The following is a 19886-nucleotide window of genomic DNA, read 5'->3' as shown; positions in this document are numbered from 1 at the left end:
AGCGTTTCACGTGACACGGTCAGCCGTTCGGGCCTCCGAGCCAGCCTCCACCGTCTGTCGGATCCGACGGTTCAGGCGTCGGACTTGTCCCTCCGGTGTCACCGCCGGGTCCGCCCGTGCCATTTCCGTTGCCCCCGCTATTACCCGCTCCACCGCTGTTCCGGCAGTTCAGATCCCAGGGGGAACAGCTGTCTGTCGGGGTCGGGCTCGGCGAGTTCGTCGGGGGAGCGGACTCGCTGGGAGACTCCGACGGCGTGCTCGACGGCGTGTCCGACGGCGTGGGAGACGGCGTCGGCGTCGGCATGCCTTCCTGGTCCAGCCGCTGCCCGAGGGGCGTGGCCGGCGGGAAGGACTCCGGGGTGACGCCCTTCATCGCCTGCAGCATGTACTCGGTCCACACCTCGGTGGGCAGGGCACCACCGTGGATCGAGTCAAAGCCACCGACACCGTTCATGGACAGCTGGCGCGGATTCCCCGCGTCCTCACGGAACATCGTGATGGCCGTCGACAGCTGCTTGGTGTAGCCGACGAACCAGGCCGACTTGTTCTCGTCGGTGGTGCCGGTCTTGCCCGCAGCCGGCATGTTCAGCCGCTTGGCTTCCTTCGCCGTGCCGTTGTCGATGACGTTTTCCAGCACCTTGGTCACGTTGTTGGCGATGTTGGGCTCCATCGCCGTTGCGCTCGCGGGCTTCTCGAAGCCGTCCAGATCCTGGCCCTTGTACGTCACCTGCGTCACTGAATACGGCTCCACCTTCGTGCCGGACTGAGCGAACGTGGCATAGGCATCGGCCATACGAATCGCACTCGGTGTGGAGGTGCCCAGTGCGAAGGACGGGTTCAGGTTCTTGTCGAAGCTGGCCTCCGAGATACCCGTGGCCTGCGCCATGTCCCGGACCTTGTTCATCCCGACATCCATACCGAGCTGCACGAACGGAGTGTTGACGGACTGCTCCATCGCCTTGGTCAACGGGATATAGCCCCAGGGGTGGTTGCTCTCGTTCTCCTGATAGAAGAACGAGCCGTCCCTCCTCCGGACGAACCCTCCCTCGGCGTTCTTCACCCTGACGTGGTCGTCACCGTTGTACCGGCTGTCCTGCCTGACCGGCACCCCGTTGCTTTCGGCCGTTCCGTACTTCATCGCCGCCGCGAGCACGAACGGCTTCCAGGTCGAGCCGACCGGTACACCGAAGGTGTCCGCGTTGTTGCTGAAGTGCCCCTTGTCGTAGCCCTCACCGCCGTACAGGGCGACGATCTTGCCGTCTCCCGGCACCACTGAGGCACCACCGAACTGCACGAATTTGTCCTTCGCGCGCTTTTCGGGGTTGATGTACCGCTTATTGACCTGCTTGACCGCAGTCTCGAGCTGTTCGGTCTTCTTCGAGCTGAAGGTCGTGTGGATCGTGTAGCCGCCCTTGTCGAACTGGGCCTCGCTGAGACCCGAGTTCTTCAGCACGTACTTCTTCGCGGTGTCCATCATGTAGCCGATCTGACCGCCCTTGTTGGCCACCGGCTTCGGCAGATGCGGCGTGGGGAAGTGCCCCCGGAACTTGTCCCGCTGCGCCTTGGTCAGGAGGTTGTTCTCGACCTCCCGGTCAAGAATCCAGGACCACCGCGCCTTGGCGCGCTGGGTGTTCGCCGCCCGCGTGGCTCCCGGGCTGGTACCGCCTGCGGGGTCGTACAGGTCCGCACCCTTGAGCACGGTGGCCAGGAAGGCGCTCTGGTTCGCGTCCAGCTTTTCGGCGTCCACTCCGTAGTACGCCTGAGCCGCCGCCTGGATCCCGTACGCCCCGCGGCCGTAGTAACTGGTGTTCAGATACCCCTGAAGGATCTGGTCCTTGCTCTTCGACCAGCCGACCTTGATCGCGATGAACAGTTCCTTGAACTTGCGGTCAATGGTCTGTTCCTGGCTCAGCATCGCGTTCTTCACGTACTGCTGGGTGATGGTCGATCCGCCCTGGGTCTCGCCGCCCTTGGCCATGTTGACCAACGCACGTGCGATGCCCATCGGGTCCACACCCGAGTCCGTCCGGAAAGACGCGTTCTCCGCGGCGATCGCCGCTTTCTGCATCTCGAGCGGAATCTCGTTGATCGTGACGTTCTGCCGGTTTGTCTTACCGTCACGCGCCATGACCTTGCCGTCGGCCCAGAGGTAGACGTTGTTCTGCGACCTGGCGGCGGCACTCTCGCTGGGCACGTTCACCAGGGCCAGCGCGACGCCGGAGGCACCCACGATCAGCCCTATGAATCCGACGCACAGGGTAGTGACCTGCTTCCACGACGGCACGAAGCGCCGCCAGCCGACCCGGTTGGCCCGCGGGTAGTCGATGAGACGCTTCTTGGCAGGCTTCCCGCCGCCGCGACCGCGTCCGCGGCCTCCCTCGGGCCCACCGCCGCCACCGCCCCGACGGCCACCGCCGCCACGCCCCCCGGCACCCTCACCGGAGGCCATCGCAGCGGCATCGGACGACCGCCGCCGGCCACCACGCTGGGCGGCTCTACGGGCGTCGGCACGCCCACCCTGCCGCGGCTCGTGGCCGGACGGCTCGGAGTGGGCGGCCGGACCGGCAGCGGAGCCACGGGAAGGGGCGGCACGGCGCCCTGGTGGCTGCTGTGCGGCGCGTCGGGCCGCGGCACGTCCGCCACTCTGCGGCTGTGGCGGTTTGCGACGGTGCTCGCTCATGGAACGAATACTCCTCGGGCAGGCGCGCTATCTCGTCGCCTGAAGGCGGCAGTTGTCTTCAGGTCCCCCCGATGCACGACCCGCTCCTGAGGCGCGAGCCGCACTACACCGAGGACGAGGACGCCAGATATCGGCCCACGGTTCCCGGCAGTCTGCATGCCGCACAGACTACGCACGGCCAAAACCTGCCCAGTGTTGAAATTCACTCCAAATCAGTCAGGTTGATGAGAACGATTCGGTGATGTGATGCCGTTCACCGTGCCTCCTCTTGTTCCGCCCAGGTGGCCGTTCTATCGTCTGGATGTATCGAGTCGATACATCAGCACGACATAAAGAGCGCACCGGACCAAGGAGGCGGAGGATGAGCAGACGTTCCGGCGTCCTCGAGTTCGCTGTCCTCGGCCTGCTCCGTGAGTCCCCGATGCACGGCTATGAGCTGCGAAAACGGCTCAACACCTCGCTCGGGGTCTTCCGTGCGTTCAGCTACGGCACGCTCTACCCCTGCCTCAAGGCGCTGGTCGCGAGCGGCTGGCTGATCGAGGAGTCGGACGGCGCCCAGGAGGGCGTCCCCGCCGCGGCTCTGACAGGGCGCCGAGCCAAGATCGTCTACCGTTTGACCTCAGCGGGCAAAGAACACTTCGAGGAACTGCTCGCCCACTCCGGGCCGGATGCGTGGGAGGACGAGCACTTCGGCGTCCGCTTCGCCTTCTTCGGCCAGACCTCGCGGGACGTACGGATGCGCGTGCTGGAAGGCCGCCGCAGCCGGCTGGAGGAGCGCCTCGAGAGGATGCGTACCTCCCTGGCCAGGTCCCGCGAGCGGCTGGACGACTACACCCTCGAACTGCAGCGGCACGGCATGGAATCCGTGGAGCGAGAAGTCCGTTGGCTGAACGAGCTCATCGAGAGTGAGCGCACCGGGCGCGATCAGCGCCCAACGGGGTCCGCAGCGCAGGACAAGAAGAACCAGTCAGGAGATACGGGCGGCCTGCCCCGGCACCGGGGTGGTTCCCGGCCGGATCCGTCCGATGACACCACCACTTGAGGCTCTGCTGTGCAGGTCCTCATCGAGAACACAGGGAGCAACCGGAATGGGTTCGGTTCGCGTAGCCATCGTCGGCGTGGGCAACTGCGCCGCCTCGCTGGTACAGGGCGTCGAGTACTACAAGGACGCCGACCCGAAGAGCCGCGTGCCCGGCCTCATGCACGTGCAGTTCGGCGACTACCACGTGCGTGACATCGAGTTCGTGGCTGCCTTCGACGTCGACGCCAAGAAGGTCGGGCTCGACCTCGCGGATGCCATCGGCGCCAGCGAGAACAACACCATCAAGATCTGCGACGTGCCGAACGCCGGCGTGCAGGTCCAGCGCGGTCACACCCTCGACGGCCTCGGCCTGTACTACCGCCAGACGATCGAGGAGTCCCCCGAGGCCCCGGTCGACATCGTCCAGGTCCTCAAGGACACGCAGGCCGACGTGCTGGTCTGCTACCTCCCTGTCGGCTCCGAGGACGCCGCCAAGTACTACGCCCAGTGCGCCCTCGAAGCCAAGGTCGCGTTCGTCAACGCGCTCCCGGTCTTCATCGCCGGCACCAAGGAGTGGGCGGACAAGTTCACCGAGGCCGGTGTCCCGATCGTCGGTGACGACATCAAGTCGCAGGTCGGCGCCACCATCACGCACCGTGTGATGGCCAAGCTCTTCGAGGACCGGGGTGTCATCCTGGACCGCACGATGCAGCTGAACGTCGGCGGCAACATGGACTTCAAGAACATGCTCGAGCGTGAGCGCCTGGAGTCCAAGAAGATCTCCAAGACCCAGGCCGTCACCTCCCAGATCCGGGACCGTGAGCTGGGCGAGGACAACGTCCACATCGGCCCCTCCGACTACGTGGCCTGGCTGGACGACCGCAAGTGGGCCTACGTCCGCCTCGAGGGCCGCGCCTTCGGTGACGTCCCGCTGAACCTGGAGTACAAGCTCGAGGTCTGGGACTCCCCGAACTCCGCGGGTGTCATCATCGACGCCCTGCGCGCGGCGAAGATCGCCAAGGACCGGGGCATCGGTGGCCCGATCCTCTCCGCGTCCTCGTACTTCATGAAGTCGCCGCCGGTGCAGTACTTCGACGACGAGGCACGGGAGAACGTCGAGAAGTTCATCAGCGGCGACGTCGAGCGCTGAGCCGCCCGACGCACCCTCCCCTCCGCAGGCCCCCGGGCATTCCACCCGGGGGCCTGCGGGCTGTGTGAGGCTGTGCCTCATGCATGCTGTGCGCGCCCTTCGCGTATTACTCCGGCTACGCGACTTCCGCTCGCTCCTTGCCGCACGGCTCCTGTCCCAGGCGGCCGACGGGGTATTCCAGGTCGCGCTCGCCACCTTCGTCGTCTTCTCGCCCGAGAAGCAGACGTCGCCCGCGGCCATCGCCTCCGCCATGGCGATCCTGCTGCTCCCGTACTCCCTCCTCGGACCGTTCGCCGGCGTGCTGCTCGACCGCTGGCGGCGCCGTCAGGTCCTGCTGTACGGCAATCTGCTGCGCGCCCTGCTGGCCCTGGCCACCGCGACGCTGATCGTGTCGAAGGCCCCCGACTGGCTCTTCTACGCCTCGGCCCTCGCCGTGACCGCCGTGAACCGCTTCGTCCTGGCCGGGCTCTCGGCCGCGCTCCCGCGCGTGGTCGACGGCGAGGAGCAGCTGGTCATGGCCAACTCCCTTACCCCTACGGCCGGCACGCTCGCAGCGACAGCGGGCGGCGGGCTCGCCTTCGCCCTCCGGCTGGCCGGCTCGGATGTGGACGCCTTCATCGTGCTGCTCGCCGCGGCCTTCTATTTGTGCTCGGCCCTGACCGCTCTGCGCATGGCTCCACAGCTGCTCGGACCCGACCCCGCACGCCTCCAACCGCACCTGCGGGAAGCCCTGTTGAGCACCGTGCGCGGGCTGGTGGAAGGGCTGCGCCATCTCGCCGAGCTGCGCACCCCCGCCCGCGCACTGATCGCGATGGCCTTGATGCGTTTCTGCTACGGGGCCCTGACGGTCATGGTGCTGATGCTGTGCCGGTACTCCTGGGCCGCGACCGAGTCCGAGGGCCTGGCGCTGCTCGGGATCACCGTCGGAGTGTCTGGAGCGGGCTTCTTCTCGGCCGCAATCGTCACGCCCTGGGCGGTCGCACGGCTCACCGCGTTCGGCTGGATCGCAGGCTGCGCGGCACTGGGCGCGGTCCTGGTGCCGTCTCTCGGGCTGTTCTTCACGCCGGGCCCGATGCTGGCCGCCGCGTTCGTGCTCGGCCTGAGCACCCAAGGAACCAAGATCTCCACGGACACGATCGTCCAGTCGACGGTCGATGACGCCTTCCGCGGCCGGTCCTTCGCCATCTACGACGTGCTCTTCAATGTCGCCTTCGTCGGCGCTGCCGCAGTCGCGGCCCTCATGCTGCCTCCGGACGGACGGTCCGCCACCCTGCTCGGCACGGTAACCGTGCTCTATGCGCTGGTCGCCGCCACAATGGTCCGCTCGGGGCGCGGATAGGCGTCGTCCTCCCGCCGCGCAGCCCCCTGGGCCCTGAAACGAGGCGCACCCGGACCAGATACCTTACGGGCGTCCTACACGAGCCTGTACACATCAATTTCGGGGGATTCCCATGACCACGCCGCCTCAGGGCCAGAATCCGTACGGTCAGGCGCCGTACGGACAGCAGCCGTACGGACAGCAGCCATACGGACAGCAGCCATACGGACAGCCGCCATACGGCCAGAGTCCGTATCCGCAGGCGCCGCAAGCACCGCAGGCGCCCTATGGCCAGCCCCAGGGCTACGCCTACCCCCCGCCGCCGCAGGCTCCGTACGGACAGCAGCCGCCGGCGGGCTACCCGATGGCTCCTCAGCAGCCCATGCACGGCGGAGCTCCCGTGCCTCCGCCACAGCCCGCCAAACGCCGGTCCGCCAAGTCGATCCTGAGGGTCATCGGGCTGGTCATCGCGGTGGTCTTCTTCGCGGTCATCTGGATCACCAGCCTGAACGACGCGGAGAACGCCGAGGCCGGCGACTGTGTGCAGAAGTCCAGCAGCTCACTCGATGACGGGCTCAAGGTGGTGGACTGCAGTAGCTCTGAAGCCCAGTACAAGGTGAGCAAGGTGCACAACGACACCACGGACCCGACGGTGTGCGCCGAGGGAGAGTCGGCCTATACCAAGAGCGTGCACCGTCGCAGGAGTGGCGACACCCGCATGGTGCTCTGCCTGACCCAGGTGAAGTAGCGCACACCGAACACACCGGAAGAAAGAGGAGCGGTGTTTCACGTGAAACACCGCTCCTTGTTTCACGTGAAACACCGCCCGTTTCCCGCTCAGCTCTGAGCGGCCCACCACTCCTTCAGCGCAGCGACCGCCGCCTCACGCTCCATGGGCCCGTGCTCCAGCCGGAGCTCCAGCATCTGCTGGTACGCCTTGCCGACCTCGGGCCCCGGGCGGATGCCCAGAATCTGCATGATGTCGTTGCCGTCCAGGTCCGGGCGGATCGCTTCCAGCTCTTCCTGCTCCTGCAGCCGCGCGATGCGCTCCTCGAGCCCGCCATAGGCGCGCGACAGGGCACTGGCCTTGCGCTTGTTGCGGGTGGTGCAGTCCGAGCGCGTGAGCTTGTGCAGCCGCTCCAGCTGCGGGCCGGCGTCCCGCACATACCGGCGGACCGCCGAGTCCGTCCACTCGCCCGTCCCATAGCCGTGGAAGCGCAGATGCAGCTCCACCAGCCGTGAGACGTCCTTGACCAGGTCATTGGAGTACTTCAGAGCGGTCATCCGCTTCTTGGTCATCTTCGCGCCCACCACCTCGTGGTGGTGGAAGGAGACCCGGCCGTCCTTCTCGAAGCGCCGCGTCCGGGGCTTGCCGATGTCGTGGAGGAGTGCCGCCAGCCGCAGCACGAGATCGGGCCCTTTCTCTTCGAGGTCGATCGCCTGCTCCAGCACCGTCAGCGAGTGCTCGTAGACGTCCTTGTGACGGTGATGCTCGTCACTTTCCAGCCGCAGCGCGGGGAGCTCGGGCAGGACATGGTCCGCCAGCCCCGATTCGACGAGCAGCCGCAGCCCCTCGCGCGGGTGCGGCGCCAGGATCAGCTTGTTCAGCTCGTCCCGTACGCGCTCCGCGGAGACGATCTCGATGCGCTCCGACATCGCCTTCATCGCGGCGAAGACCTCGGGGTCCACCTCGAAGCCCAGCTGGGCGGCGAAGCGGGCTGCGCGCATCATCCGCAGCGGATCATCGGAGAACGACTCCTCCGGCGTCCCCGGCGTCCGCAGCACCCGCGCCGCCAGGTCTTCCAGACCGTCGTGCGGGTCGACGAACTCCTTCTGCGGCAGCAGCACCGCCATGGCGTTCACCGTGAAGTCCCGGCGCACCAGATCCTGCTCGATGGAGTCGCCGTACGACACCTCGGGCTTGCGGGAGGTGCGGTCGTACGCCTCGGAACGGTAGGTCGTGACCTCGATGTCGAACGAGTCCTTCTTGCAGCCGACCGTGCCGAAGGCGATGCCGACATCCCAGACCGCGTCCGCCCACGGCCGGACGATCTTCAGAACGTCCTCAGGGCGGGCATCGGTGGTGAAGTCCAGGTCGTTGCCGAGCCGGCCCAGCAGCGCATCCCGGACCGAGCCGCCGACCAGGGCAAGTGTGAACCCGGCCTCCTGGAATCGACGGGCCAGGTCATCCGCGACGGGGGACACCCGCAGCAGCTCGCTCACGGCGCGGCGCTGGACATGGTTCAGCGCGTTCGTCGACTGCGGGGTCCGCTCGGCGATCGGGGCGGGGAGGTCATTGTTGGCGTTCGGCACAACAAAACAGGGTACGTGGCCGCGCAGCGCGCGGCGTCACGTAATAAAGGGGACAGGCTGGGCGCCCGGCTCTCCGCACCGCGATCATGTGGAGCAGTCCGTGGCACTACGGCGCAGCGGGCCTCGTTACCATTCGTGGACGCACATTCCGACGACCACTGACGACGACGAGGGACGGACGAGCGCGTGGCCGAGGCGGCAGGGTTCCAGGGGACTGAACGGCCGCGTGGTCGATGGCTGCGAAGGACCGTGACACTGCTCACTGGAGTGCTCCTGCTCGTGGGGCTGCTCCAGGTTCCGCACGCTCCCACCGCCGCGGCAGCCCCGACGGGATCCCGCACGGTCGACGTCACCATCGACTCGATGTCCCCGTCCGCTCCCTCCAAGAGCGACACGGTCACCGTCTCCGGGACGCTGACCAACGACGGACGCAACACGATCACCAATGCGCATGTCGGCATGCACCGCGGCGACGCGCTCGGCGGCCGGAGCTCCATCGACAATGTGTCCCGGCGCACCGGCTATCTGCCCGGCGCGGACGGCGAGGAGATCAACGGGAGCGCCGAGAAGATCGGCAAGCTGGAGCCCGAGGTCAGCCGCCCCTTCACCCTCAGCGTGCCGGTCAAGGACCTCGGTCTCGACGAGAACGGTGTGTACCAGCTCGGTGTCTCTGTGTCAGGGCGCTCGCAGGCCGCGCCCTACAACCAGGTCCTCGGATTCGACCGGACACTGCTGCCCTGGCAGGAGGCCGATGCCGAGAAGAAGACGCAGCTCACGTACATGTGGCCGCTGATCTCCTCCACCCATCTCACTGCCGAGACCGACGCCGACGCCCAGCAGACGCCGGTGTTCCGCAACGACGACCTCGCTGCCGAGCTCGCGCCCGGAGGCCGGCTGCAGCAGATGGTCGCACTCGGCAAGAACCTGCCGGTGACCTTCGTCATCGACCCCGACCTGCTCGCGACCGTCGACGCGATGACCAAGTCGTACCGGGTGAACGGCCCCGACGGCCCCATGGGCAAGAACCAGGCCGTCGCCAAGCAGTGGCTGCACGAGCTCGAAGAAGCGGTCAAGTCGCATGAGGTCGTCGCGCTGCCCTTCGCCGACCCCGACCTCGCCTCGCTCGCCCATCACGGCAAGAGCGTGCCCAGCGCGCTCAGCCACCTCGGCCCGGCCACCGACCTCGCCGAGAAGACCGTGGACACCATCCTCGGCGTGAAACCGCGTACGGACTTCGCCTGGCCCGTCGACGGTGCAATCGACTCCTCGGTCGTGGATGTCGCGACCTCGGCCGGTGCGCACAATGTGATCACCCGCAGCGACAGCCTGCGGGAGACCGGGGGGTTGTCCTACACGCCGACGTCGGCCCGCCCCATCGGCGGCGGCAACACGGCCATCGTCGCGGATGCGCAGCTCTCACGGGCCTTCGAAGGCGATATGTCGAAGGCGGGAAACTCCGCCCACGCGGTCCAGGACTTCCTCGCCCAGACCCAGATGATCAACCTTGAGGACCCCGGCCGGCAGCGCAGCGTCGTCGTGGCGCCGCAGCGCATGCCGTCGGTCAGCCAGGCGCACGCCATGGCCACCGCGCTGCGGACGCTGGAGGACTCCGGGAGCTGGTCCCAGGCGCTGAGCCTCGGCAAGGCGGCCAAGGCCAAGCCCGACCCCTCGGCCACCCGCCGGGTGCCGAGCGGCGCCGCCTACCCGTCCTCGCTGCGCCGGCAGGAGCTCCCCACCAGCGCCTTCCGGCAGATCCAGGGCACCCAGGCCGCGCTGGACGACTACCGGGTGATCCTGGCCCAGCCGGAGCGCGTGGTGACCCCGTTCGGCAGCGCCATAATGCGGGAGATGTCGACGGAGTGGCGCGGCGATGCCGCCGGTGCCGCGGGATTCCGTCACTCCGTGCGCAGCTACCTCGACGGTCTGACCAAGAAGGTGCACCTGATCCAGAAGTCGGGGGCAACGCTCTCCGGACGCAGCGCCACGATTCCGGTGACGGTCCAGAACAACCTGGTCCAGGGCGTCAAGGACATGACGCTGAAGCTGTCCTCGTCCCAGCCCAACCGTCTCGACGCGGGCAAGGCGCAGCAGATCACGGTCGATGGCGGCCACAGCCAGTCGTTCAAGTTCGCCACCACGGCGAACGCCAACGGCCGGGCGTGGGTGACCGCCCAGCTCTACACAGCGGACGGAAAGCCCTACGGTGACCCCATGATGTTCCAGGTGAACGTCACGGAGATCACCGCCACGGTGATGCTCGTCATCGCCGGCGGTGTGCTGCTGCTCGTCCTCGCCGGTGTGCGGATCTATCTCCAGCGCAAGCGGGCGGCCGCCCAGCGCGCCGAGGGCGGATCCGACGGCGAGGGGCCCGATGGCGACACAGGTACGGACGGCGACAACGGCGGCACGGACGGCGATGAGCCGGAGCAGCCGAGTGACCCCACGCCGGACACCGGATCGGAAAGCTCCGGCCCGTCCGGCTCAGGTGAGAAAGTGGACCGTTGATAGATGGCGGGGCCGGATGGCCGGCGACGGATGAGGTGGGGCAGCGATGAATGCGCCGTATGAAGGTGACCGGGGCCGGGGCGCCAATGGCGACCCCACGGGCCCGGTCCCTCCGACGCCCCCGTTGCCCGCGGACCAGGACCCCTACGTCCAGGACGCCTACCGCAACGATCCGTTCCGCGCCCAGGACCCGACGGCTCAGGACCCGGTGACCGAGGCGCTCCACGACCGCGCCGCACACCCACCGCCGCCCCCGGGACAGCCCGCGCCGCCGCTCTACCAGCAGCCTGCCGCGGGCCGGCACACGCCCGACCCGCAGCTGCGGGCTTCGTCCCCGCCACCCGAGCAGCACGGACCGCCCCCCCATCTCCCCTACGGCGATGTCGACACGGCAACACTGTTCCTGGGCCTCGACGGCCTGATGACCCAGGCCGCCGGCGATCGTCCGGAGCCCGATGCCTTCGCGCATCTATACCGGGACCAGCAGCACTACGAGCCCCGACAGCCCGCTCCGGGCCCCGCGGCGGCCGCTTCGGCGCCCGGCCCGGAGGCCGTGCCCCAGCAGCCCGCGCCGACGCCGGAGCCCGCCCCCGTGGCGGCAGCCGGCAAGCCCTCCGGTGGCCGGGCCTCCGGTCTGTTCAAGTCCAGCGCGGTGATGGCCGCCGGCACGATGGTGTCGCGTCTCACGGGCTTCGTTCGCTCGGCGCTGATCGTCGCGGCGCTCGGCGGTGCGGTGCTCGGTGACTCCTGGCAGGTCGCCTACCAACTTCCGACGATGATCTTCATCCTGACCATCGGCGGCGGTCTGAACTCCGTCTTCGTCCCGCAGCTGGTACGCGCGATGAAGGAGGACGACGACGGCGGCGAGGCCTATGCCAACCGGCTGCTGACGCTGGTCGTCATGGTTCTGGGCGTGCTGACGGTCCTGTCGGTCGTCGCGGCGCCACTGCTGGTGAAGATGGTCTCCTTCGACATCTCCCGCGACCCGGCGGCCAACGAAGTCGCCGTCGCGTTCACCCGCTACTGCGTACCCACGATCTTCTTCATGGGTCTGCATGTCGTGATGGGACAGATCCTCAACGCCCGCGGCCGCTTCGGCGCGATGATGTGGACCCCGGTCCTCAACAACATCGTCATGATCGCCACCTTCGGCCTGTTCATCTGGGTCTACGGCACGGCGGAGACCTCGCACATCGGCGTCACCACCATTCCCGACGAGGGCATCCGGCTCCTGGGCATCGGCACTCTCCTCGGTCTCGTCGTCCAGGCGCTGGCGATGATCCCGTACCTGCGGGACGCCGACTTCAAGCTTCGGCTCCGCTTCGACTGGCGCGGGCACGGCCTGGGCAAGGCCGCAAAGCTCGCCAAGTGGACGGTGCTGTTCGTGCTCGCCAACCAGGCGGGCGTCCTCGTCGTCACCCAGCTCTCCACCTGGGCCGGCAACACCGCCAACGACCAGGGACACCCGGGCACCGGCTTCATCTCGTACGCCAGCGCACAGCTGATCTGGAACATGCCGCAGGCGATCATCACCGTCTCCGTGATGGCGGCGCTGCTGCCGCGGCTGGCCCGGTCCGCACACGACGGCGACACCGGAGCCGTCCGTGACGACATCTCGCAGGGCCTGCGCACCTCCGCCGTCGCCATCGTCCCGATCTCGTTCGGCTTCCTCTCCCTCGGCGTCCCGCTGTGCACGCTGGTCTACGGTTCGTCCGGCGCCGGCATCCCGATGGGCTACATGCTGATGGCCTTCGGCGTGGGTCTGATCCCGTTCTCGGTGCAGTACGTCGTCCTGCGCGCCTTCTACGCGTACGAGGACACCCGCACCCCCTTCTACAACACGGTGATCGTCGCCGCCGTCAACGCCGCCGCCTCCGGTCTCTGCTTCCTGGTCCTGCCCGCCCGCTGGGCCGTGGTCGGCATGGCGGCCTCGTACGGCCTGGCGTACATCATCGGCGTCGGCGTGGCCTGGCGCCGTCTGAGCAAGCGCATGGACGGCGACCTCGACACCGCTCATATCGTCCGGACCTACGCGCGGCTGGCCGGCGCCAGCGTTCCGGCCACGCTGATCTCCGGGGCCGTGGTGTACGGGATCATGCAGATGCTCGGCAGCGGGTTCCTGGGATCGCTGGCAGCTCTGGTGGCCGGCGTCGCCGCACTTCTGGCCGTGTTCTACGTAGCCGCACGCAAAATGCGCATCGAGGAACTGAACGCCCTGGTCGGCATGGTCCGGTCGAAGCTTGGGCGTTGATTGAGCACAACCATCGACTGCCACCGTGTGTCGTGCATAGTGGCGGACTGTGGGCACAATTGTCTTGGCTCATGGAGCCTGCAACGGATGGGGAGGCAGGAACGACGGTGGCGGAACGGAGCACGGCTGCCGTCGACGTGGCTGACACGAGCGGTGAGGAACCGCTGACCGCCAAGGCGGGTAAGGCCACGGACGACGGTGCTAAGGCCGAGAAGGTATCCGGCAGGGAACAGGACGCCGCAGGCACCGATGAGGAGCGTGCCGAGGCGATCGAAGCCCAGCCACCGGAGCTGCACAGCGGCCACAAGCTTGCCAGACGCTACCGCCTCGAAGAGTGCGTCACCCGTCTGGACGGATTCAGCAGCTGGCGTGCGGTCGACGAAATGCTGCGCCGCGCCGTCGGCGTGCACATCCTGCCCGCCGACCATCCCAGAGCGCGGCCGGTGCTGTCCGCCGCCCGCTCGTCGGCGCTGCTCGGTGATCCCCGGTTCGTCCAGGTCCTGGACGCCGTCGAGGAGAACGACCTCGTCTACGTCGTCCATGAGTGGCTGCCGGACGCCACCGAGCTCACCACCGTGCTCGCCAACGGCCCGCTGGAGCCGCACGACGCCTACCAGCTCGTCAGCCAGGTCTCCCAGGCCATGGCCGCCGCGCACCGCGAGGGTCTCGCCCATCTGCGGATCACCCCCGGCTCGGTGCTGCGTACGGAGTCCGGGCAGTACCGCATCCGCGGCCTGGCCGTCATGGCGGCACTGCGCGGCATCACCTGCGAGTCCCCGCAGCGTACGGACACCGAGGCGATCGGTGCGCTGCTCTACGCCGCGCTGACCCAGCGCTGGCCGTACGAGAACGACGCCCATGGCCTCACCGGCCTGCCCAAGGGCGTCGGGCTGATCGCGCCCGACCAGGTGCGTGCCGGTGTTCATCGCGGGCTGTCCGAGCTGGCCATGCGCGCGCTGATCAACGATGGCGCCACGGCCTCCCGCCAGGAGCAGCCGTGCACCACACCGGAGGAGCTGGCCAAGGCCGTCGCGGCCATGCCCCGTATCCGGCCCCCGGAGACCGCCTTCTCCACGCCTCCGCCATACCAGCGCACAGGCTTCCAGCAGGGCAGCTACCGGCAGACTTCGGCGCATAACGCACAGTCGCACCGGGTGACCCAGGCGGTCCCCACTCCGCCGCCCCCGCTGCAGAGCCGCACCGGGCGGGCCCTGAAGTGGTCCGTCTCCGCGCTGCTCATCGCGGCGCTGGGGCTGGGCAGCTGGCAGCTGGCGGACACCCTGCTGAAGCGGGAGAACGATCAGGACGCCCCGGGGAACTCACAGCCGGTCGCCGGTCCGAAGAAGCACCCAAGAAAGGCTCTCGCGGTCAAGGGCGCCACAGAGTTCTCGCCCCTGGCCGAGCCTTTCTCGGAGGATCAAACTCACAATGTCACGGACGGCGATCCGGGTACTGCTTGGGTGACAAAACGGTTCAAGGGCTGGCCCAACTTCGGAAACCTGCCGCCGCGCGCCGATGGCAGTGGAATCATCATTGACCTCGGGAGCGCCAAGGACATCTCCGGGATACAGGCCACCATGTATCGGCCAGGCCAGACCGTAGAAGTCCGCGCAGCAGCACCCTCCGCAGCGAATCCGACGACGCTCGGTGATTTCTCACAAAGCCTTTCCAAGCTGGGAAATGCCGGCGACAAGTTGGATGTGAAGCTCGACCAACCGGTGAAGTCTCGCTTTATCCTGGTCCACATTGCGAAACTTTCCTCTGATGGAACATCGGATTGGTTCCGCGGCGGAATTTCAGAAATCAGAATCTTCGGCTGACTCACCAGCATTAACTCAGCGCACCCGGACCCCGTAGAAATACGAGGTCGAGAACGCCCCGCCAACCTTCGGGTCGGCGGGGCGTCATCGTGCGGCCGACCAGCCTGATCCTGTCCCCACCATGACGTCATCCCCCACCCAAAACCCTGGCACGCGGGCTAAAATGATCATGCGCACTCGCTCAAGTGCCGCACCGACCAACGTGCGCCCGACAGGGCATCAGGGGGAGACTTTGTTGAAGCACACCGGGTGGCGCCAGGCCGCAACGGCATCCATGGCCGCTGTGTTCCTCGTCGGCGGGATCGCCACCGCCAGCCCTGCATCCGCTGCCGGGGGCAACTACAGCTGTCGCAACTGGAAGCAGACCGTCGCCACGTGGAGCGCGAGCTGCACCGTCAAGAGCGGTCAGGCTCGCGCCGTTACCGACTGCAGCAATGGAAAGACGATATACGGCGCGTGGACCGGCCGTGGAACGTGGCGGTTCGGCGGCAACTGCGGCAAGTACTTCATCGTCGCCCAGGACACCCAGGGGCGCAGCTAGCCCCACAAGGCACGATGGCCTGCTGACGAATCAGCAGGCCATCGTGCCTATTTCGGACGACTCTGGCCTTTTCGCGGCACAACTCGGCCCGGCCCAGTGATCACGCCCGCGGGAGGACGCCCACCCTCAAGGTCAAAAGCGACACCTGAGCAGCACTCCCGTGCCAAGCAAAAGCAGCAACGCGCCCTTTTGGCGTTCGCGGGCAAGAAGGTCACGCGTCTACAAGTCGATGCGCTCCCTAGTGGTCCTTCACACACCTGCCTACGATGAACAGTGACGTATTGTTGCTGCACGTCAGGAAACACTTACGCCAGGTAGCAGCAGGTTGGCGATCTTTACGCCGATGTCTTGCAGGGGGCAAGATTCCAGGAGTCGGCGCTAGGTGAGGGGGTATCGGTGGGTCTGCTAGAGGAATCTAGTGATCAAGACCTCATCGCTCGCCATGTCGCTGGTGACCCCGAGGCGTTCGGGGAGATCGTCCGGCGGCACCGCGACCGTCTCTGGGCGGTGGCACTGCGCACCCTCGGTGATCGCGAAGAGGCAGCTGACGCCGTGCAGGACGCCTTGGTCTCCGCCTACCGCGCGGCACACACCTTCCGTGGTCAGTCCGCGGTGACGACGTGGCTGCACCGGATCACGGTCAACGCCTGTCTGGACCGAGCCCGCAAGGCCGCCTCGCGACGCACCTCGCCTGTCGCCGAAACCGAGCGGCTGGAGCAGCTGCTCGAGCCCGAGGAATCCGCCGCGGCACCCGCCGAGCGCCAGGATCTGCACCGGGAACTGCTCAGCGCCCTGCGCACCCTTCCCGAGGAACAGCGTGCCGCGCTCGTCCTCGTCGATATGCAGGGCTACCCGGTCGCGGAGGCCGCGTCGATCCTCGAGATCCCGACCGGCACGGTGAAAAGCCGCTGCGCACGAGGCCGGGCCCGGCTCCTCCCCTTGGTCACCCATCTGCGCGCCGACAACGGGGATAGCAAACCCGCGAGCGGGGGAAGGAACCGGGCGCAGGGGACATCCGTCCCACCGACGGCAGGACCGAAGGACACAGGTGCCGTGAAGGGCGGAGGTGGGCGAGCGTGACGTCGACGACCGGCACGGGTGAGCACCCCACAGGTGAGCACCCGGAGGTCTCCGAGATCTCCGAGCTCGCGGACGGGCTGCTTTCCCCCACACGCACCGCGGAACTGCGCGACCATCTCGCCACCTGCCCCCTGTGCGACGACGTCTATGCGTCCCTGGAGGAAATCCGGTCGCTGCTGGGCACACTCCCCGGACCGCTGCGGATGCCGGCCGATGTCGCCGGTCGCATCGATGCCGCCCTCGCCGCCGAAGCGCTGCTGGACGCCACCACTCCCGTCGCCACGGCTCATGTTTCACGTGAAACAGCCACCGCCCCCGTCGTGGTTTCACGTGAAACCGACGAGGAGGCACCCCGTCGGGGAACGCCGCCCGCCCGGCCCGCCGGACGCCCCCAGGGCTCCTCCGGACCGGGACGCCAGTCTCCGGGCGGCCGCGCGTCCCGTGCGCGGCGCTGGCCGCGGATCCTGCTCGGCACCGCAGCGGCCGCGGCGGTCATCAGCTTCGGCGGCCTTCTCATCCAGAACGCCGCCCTCGACGGCACCCAGGCGAGCAACCAGGACCGAGCCACCGCTACCCCGGAGAAGAACACCCGCGGCGCGGGCGTCCTGACCGCGGCCAGCCTTGAATCACATGTCCACGAGCTGCTGGCGTCCAAGGGCTCGCACAAGTCCCCGGACATCAGTACCCGGAGCACTCCCGACACCCCGCTGCGCGGCAACGCCGACACCATCCCGTCCTGCGTCCGCCATGGCATCGCACGTCCGGAGAGTCCGCTGGCGACCAGCCACACCCGCTACCAGGGCAAGGACGCCTACCTCGTGGTGCTGCCGGATCCGGCCGACCCCCAGCGCGTCTCTGCGTATGTCATCGCTTCCTCCTGTGTCTCCGCCACACCGCCGGCTCCCGGAAAGGTCCTGCTGTCGCACTCGTTCCAGCGAGACTGAGCGACGAGAAGTGCGCTGTGACACTCCGGGAATGCTCGCCCCGTAGGATCCGTTGGGTGGGGTGAGAGAACCGAGAGCCCCAGCAAGCAGTCGGCAGAGACAAGGAAGACACCCGTGAGCGACGTCCGCAACGTGATCATCATCGGCTCCGGGCCCGCGGGCTACACCGCAGCGCTCTACACCGCCCGCGCGTCCCTGAAGCCGCTGGTCTTCGAAGGTGCCGTCACCGCCGGAGGCGCGCTGATGAACACCACCGACGTGGAGAACTTCCCCGGTTTCCGCGACGGCATCATGGGGCCGGACCTCATGGACAACATGCGTGCCCAGGCGGAGCGCTTCGGCGCCGAGCTCGTGCCGGACGACATCGTCGCGGTCGACCTCTCCGAAGAGATCAAGACCGTCACCGACACCGCTGGAAATGTGCACCGGGCGAAGACCGTGATCGTCAGCACCGGCTCCCAGCACCGCAAGCTGGGCCTGCCCCGTGAGGACGAACTGTCCGGTCGCGGCGTCTCGTGGTGCGCCACCTGCGACGGGTTCTTCTTCAAGGACCAGGACATCGCCGTCATCGGTGGAGGCGACACCGCGATGGAAGAGGCCACCTTCCTCTCCCGCTTCGCCAAGTCGGTCACGGTCGTCCACCGCCGTGGCACCCTGCGGGCCAGCAAGGCGATGCAGGAGCGTGCGTTCGCCGACCCGAAGATCAAGTTCGTGTGGGACAGCGAGGTCGCCGAGATCCACGGCGAGAGCAAGCTCTCGGGGCTGACGCTGCGCAACCTCAAGACCGGCGAGACCTCCGAGCTCCCCGTCACCGGCCTCTTCATCGCGATCGGCCACGACCCGCGGACCGAGCTGTTCAAGGGCCAGCTGAACCTCGACGACGACGGCTACCTCAAGGTCGACGCGCCCAGCACGCGTACCAACCTGAGGGGCGTCTTCGCCGCCGGCGATGTCGTCGACCACACCTACCGCCAGGCGATCACCGCGGCCGGCACGGGCTGCTCCGCCGCCCTCGACGCCGAGCGTCTCCTCGCTTCGCTGGCGGACGGCGAGGCGACGGCCGAGCCGGAGAAGACTCCCTCCGCCTGACCCGCGCACCCAGCTTTCCCACCACCCACCCAGTTAGGAGAATCCCATGGCCGGCGCCACGGTGACCGTCACGGACGACAACTTCGAAGAGGTCGTCCTCAAGAGCGACAAGCCCGTTCTCGTGGACTTCTGGGCCACCTGGTGCGGCCCGTGCCGCCAGGTTGCCCCGTCCCTGGAGGCGATTGCTGCCGAGCACGACGGGATCGTCATCGCCAAGCTGAACACCGACGAGAACCCGGCCACCACCGCCAAGTACGGCGTCATGTCGATCCCGACCATGAACGTCTACCAGGGCGGCGAGGTCGTGAAGACCATCGTCGGTGCCAAGCCGAAGGCCGCCATCGAGCGCGACCTGGCGGACTTCCTCGGCTGAGTCACGCCGCCACGTTTCACGGGAAACGGGCCCGCCCTCGCAAGGGGCGGGCCCGTTCTCTGTTTCACGGGAAACCGTCGGCGCTACAGCGGTCGCAGGGCGGGCTCCTTCTGGACGGCTCCCAGCAAGCGGTCGAGTGCCAGCTCCACGTCTTCCTTCCACGAGATCGTGGTACGCAGCTCAAGCCGCAGCCGAGGAAAGCGGGGGTGGGGACGCACGGTCTTGAAGCCCACCGCGAGGAGATGATCGGCGGGCAGCACACAGGCCGGCTCACTCCAGCGGGCATCCCCGAAGGCCTCGATGGCTTTGAAGCCACGCTGGATGAGGTCCTTGGCAACCGTCTGGACCATCACCCGCCCCAGCCCCTGGCCTTGGTAGCCGGGGATCAGCCACGCCGTCAGCAGCTGCACCGCATCCGGCGAGACCGGGCTGGTGGGGAAGGCCGTGGAACGCGGCACATAGGCCGGCGGGGCGTACATCACAAACCCGACCGGCACCTCATCGACATAGACCACCCGCCCACAGGACCCCCACTCCAGCAGTACTGCCGAGATCCAGGCTTCCTTCTCCAGCTCAGGGCGGCCCGCCTTTACCGCGGCCTCGCCGCTGACGGGGTCGAGCTCCCAGAAGACACAGGAGCGGCAGCGCTTGGGGAGGTCCGGAAGGTTGTCCAGCGTGAGCGGTACGAGCCGACGGCCCATGAACCCAGGTCCTCGCTTTCCTCGCCTGCCACACCCCGAAGCGCCGTCAGCGCCACCTGCTCTCTGAGCAGACCACCAACGAACCCTCCAATGGCTGCGA

At 67.7% G+C, this 19886-nt stretch carries 15 protein-coding genes; 12 read left to right on the top strand and 3 right to left on the bottom strand.

Annotated features, from left to right (window positions below; translation table 11 throughout):
• Window positions 1–19 precede the first annotated feature (19 nt).
• Complete coding sequence (locus AB0C46_RS03090) at window positions 20–2449, bottom strand: transglycosylase domain-containing protein (protein ID WP_362825781.1); 2430 nt, start codon at window positions 2447–2449, stop codon at window positions 20–22.
• A gap of 592 nt (window positions 2450–3041) precedes the next feature.
• Here AB0C46_RS03090 and AB0C46_RS03085 point away from each other — a divergent pair.
• The 4 genes from AB0C46_RS03085 (at window position 3042) to AB0C46_RS03070 (ending at window position 6917) form a co-directional block, all read left to right on the top strand.
• On the top strand, window positions 3042–3722 hold the full coding sequence (locus AB0C46_RS03085; protein WP_362825260.1) for a PadR family transcriptional regulator: 681 nt from the start codon (window positions 3042–3044) through the stop codon (window positions 3720–3722).
• A gap of 46 nt (window positions 3723–3768) precedes the next feature.
• A complete protein-coding gene (locus AB0C46_RS03080; protein WP_362825259.1) occupies window positions 3769–4851 on the top strand; it encodes an inositol-3-phosphate synthase in 1083 nt (360 codons plus the stop codon).
• Between the two features lie 79 nt (window positions 4852–4930).
• Window positions 4931–6190, top strand: a complete 1260-nt coding sequence (locus tag AB0C46_RS03075) for an MFS transporter (protein ID WP_362825258.1) — start codon at window positions 4931–4933, stop codon at window positions 6188–6190.
• Window positions 6191–6302: 112 nt separating this feature from the next.
• Window positions 6303–6917 carry a hypothetical protein gene (locus tag AB0C46_RS03070; protein ID WP_362825256.1) on the top strand — a complete coding sequence of 205 codons (615 nt, stop codon included), beginning with the start codon at window positions 6303–6305 and terminating at the stop codon, window positions 6915–6917.
• Window positions 6918–7006: 89 nt separating this feature from the next.
• On the opposite strand, the gene AB0C46_RS03065 is transcribed toward AB0C46_RS03070, so the two are convergent.
• A complete protein-coding gene (locus AB0C46_RS03065; protein ID WP_362825254.1) occupies window positions 7007–8482 on the bottom strand; it encodes a CCA tRNA nucleotidyltransferase in 1476 nt (491 codons plus the stop codon).
• Window positions 8483–8731: 249 nt separating this feature from the next.
• On the opposite strand from AB0C46_RS03065, the gene AB0C46_RS03060 reads away from it, so the two are divergent.
• The 8 genes from AB0C46_RS03060 (at window position 8732) to trxA (ending at window position 19085) form a co-directional block, all read left to right on the top strand.
• Window positions 8732–10987 (top strand): DUF6049 family protein, encoded by a 2256-nt coding sequence (locus AB0C46_RS03060; RefSeq protein WP_362825253.1) that lies wholly within the window; start codon window positions 8732–8734, stop codon window positions 10985–10987.
• Window positions 10988–11033: 46 nt separating this feature from the next.
• A complete protein-coding gene (gene murJ / locus AB0C46_RS03055; RefSeq protein ID WP_362825252.1) occupies window positions 11034–13238 on the top strand; it encodes a murein biosynthesis integral membrane protein MurJ in 2205 nt (734 codons plus the stop codon).
• A gap of 107 nt (window positions 13239–13345) precedes the next feature.
• Complete coding sequence (locus tag AB0C46_RS03050) at window positions 13346–15058, top strand: protein kinase family protein (protein WP_362825251.1); 1713 nt, start codon at window positions 13346–13348, stop codon at window positions 15056–15058.
• Window positions 15059–15293: 235 nt separating this feature from the next.
• Complete coding sequence (locus AB0C46_RS03045) at window positions 15294–15599, top strand: hypothetical protein (protein ID WP_362825249.1); 306 nt, start codon at window positions 15294–15296, stop codon at window positions 15597–15599.
• 396 nt (window positions 15600–15995) lie between these two features.
• On the top strand, window positions 15996–16679 hold the full coding sequence (sigM, locus tag AB0C46_RS03040) for an RNA polymerase sigma factor SigM (protein WP_362825247.1): 684 nt from the start codon (window positions 15996–15998) through the stop codon (window positions 16677–16679).
• Window positions 16676–17623, top strand: a complete 948-nt coding sequence (locus tag AB0C46_RS03035) for a zf-HC2 domain-containing protein (RefSeq protein WP_362825245.1) — start codon at window positions 16676–16678, stop codon at window positions 17621–17623. Before sigM ends, AB0C46_RS03035 begins: the two co-directional genes overlap by 4 nt.
• Window positions 17624–17737: 114 nt before the next feature.
• Window positions 17738–18712: a thioredoxin-disulfide reductase gene (gene trxB, locus AB0C46_RS03030; protein ID WP_362825243.1), complete on the top strand. Its 975-nt coding sequence runs from the start codon at window positions 17738–17740 to the stop codon at window positions 18710–18712.
• 46 nt (window positions 18713–18758) lie between these two features.
• Complete coding sequence (gene trxA, locus AB0C46_RS03025; protein WP_127152041.1) at window positions 18759–19085, top strand: thioredoxin; 327 nt, start codon at window positions 18759–18761, stop codon at window positions 19083–19085.
• Window positions 19086–19168: 83 nt separating this feature from the next.
• On the opposite strand, the gene AB0C46_RS03020 is transcribed toward trxA, so the two are convergent.
• Window positions 19169–19786, bottom strand: coding sequence for a GNAT family N-acetyltransferase (locus tag AB0C46_RS03020; RefSeq protein WP_030075726.1), 618 nt, complete (start codon window positions 19784–19786; stop codon window positions 19169–19171).
• Window positions 19787–19886: the final 100 nt, after the last annotated feature.

Source organism: Streptomyces sp. NPDC048637 (genome assembly GCF_040650675.1).
Classification (GTDB): domain Bacteria; phylum Actinomycetota; class Actinomycetes; order Streptomycetales; family Streptomycetaceae; genus Streptomyces.
The sequence above is the reverse complement of the archived record's forward strand: the minus strand, read 5'-3'. Positions and strand labels throughout refer to the sequence as shown.

Bases quoted from the DNA above. Each gene is read 5' to 3' on its own strand.
- AB0C46_RS03090 (WP_362825781.1), bottom strand. From the start codon at position 2,449: ATGGCCTCCGGTGAGGGTGCCGGGGGGCGTGGCGGCGGTGGCCGTCGG.
- AB0C46_RS03085 (WP_362825260.1), top strand. From the start codon at position 3,042: ATGAGCAGACGTTCCGGCGTCCTCGAGTTCGCTGTCCTCGGCCTGCTC.
- AB0C46_RS03080 (WP_362825259.1), top strand. From the start codon at position 3,769: ATGGGTTCGGTTCGCGTAGCCATCGTCGGCGTGGGCAACTGCGCCGCC.
- AB0C46_RS03075 (WP_362825258.1), top strand. From the start codon at position 4,931: ATGCATGCTGTGCGCGCCCTTCGCGTATTACTCCGGCTACGCGACTTC.
- AB0C46_RS03070 (WP_362825256.1), top strand. From the start codon at position 6,303: ATGACCACGCCGCCTCAGGGCCAGAATCCGTACGGTCAGGCGCCGTAC.
- murJ (WP_362825252.1), top strand. From the start codon at position 11,034: ATGAATGCGCCGTATGAAGGTGACCGGGGCCGGGGCGCCAATGGCGAC.
- trxA (WP_127152041.1), top strand. From the start codon at position 18,759: ATGGCCGGCGCCACGGTGACCGTCACGGACGACAACTTCGAAGAGGTC.
- AB0C46_RS03020 (WP_030075726.1), bottom strand. From the start codon at position 19,786: ATGGGCCGTCGGCTCGTACCGCTCACGCTGGACAACCTTCCGGACCTC.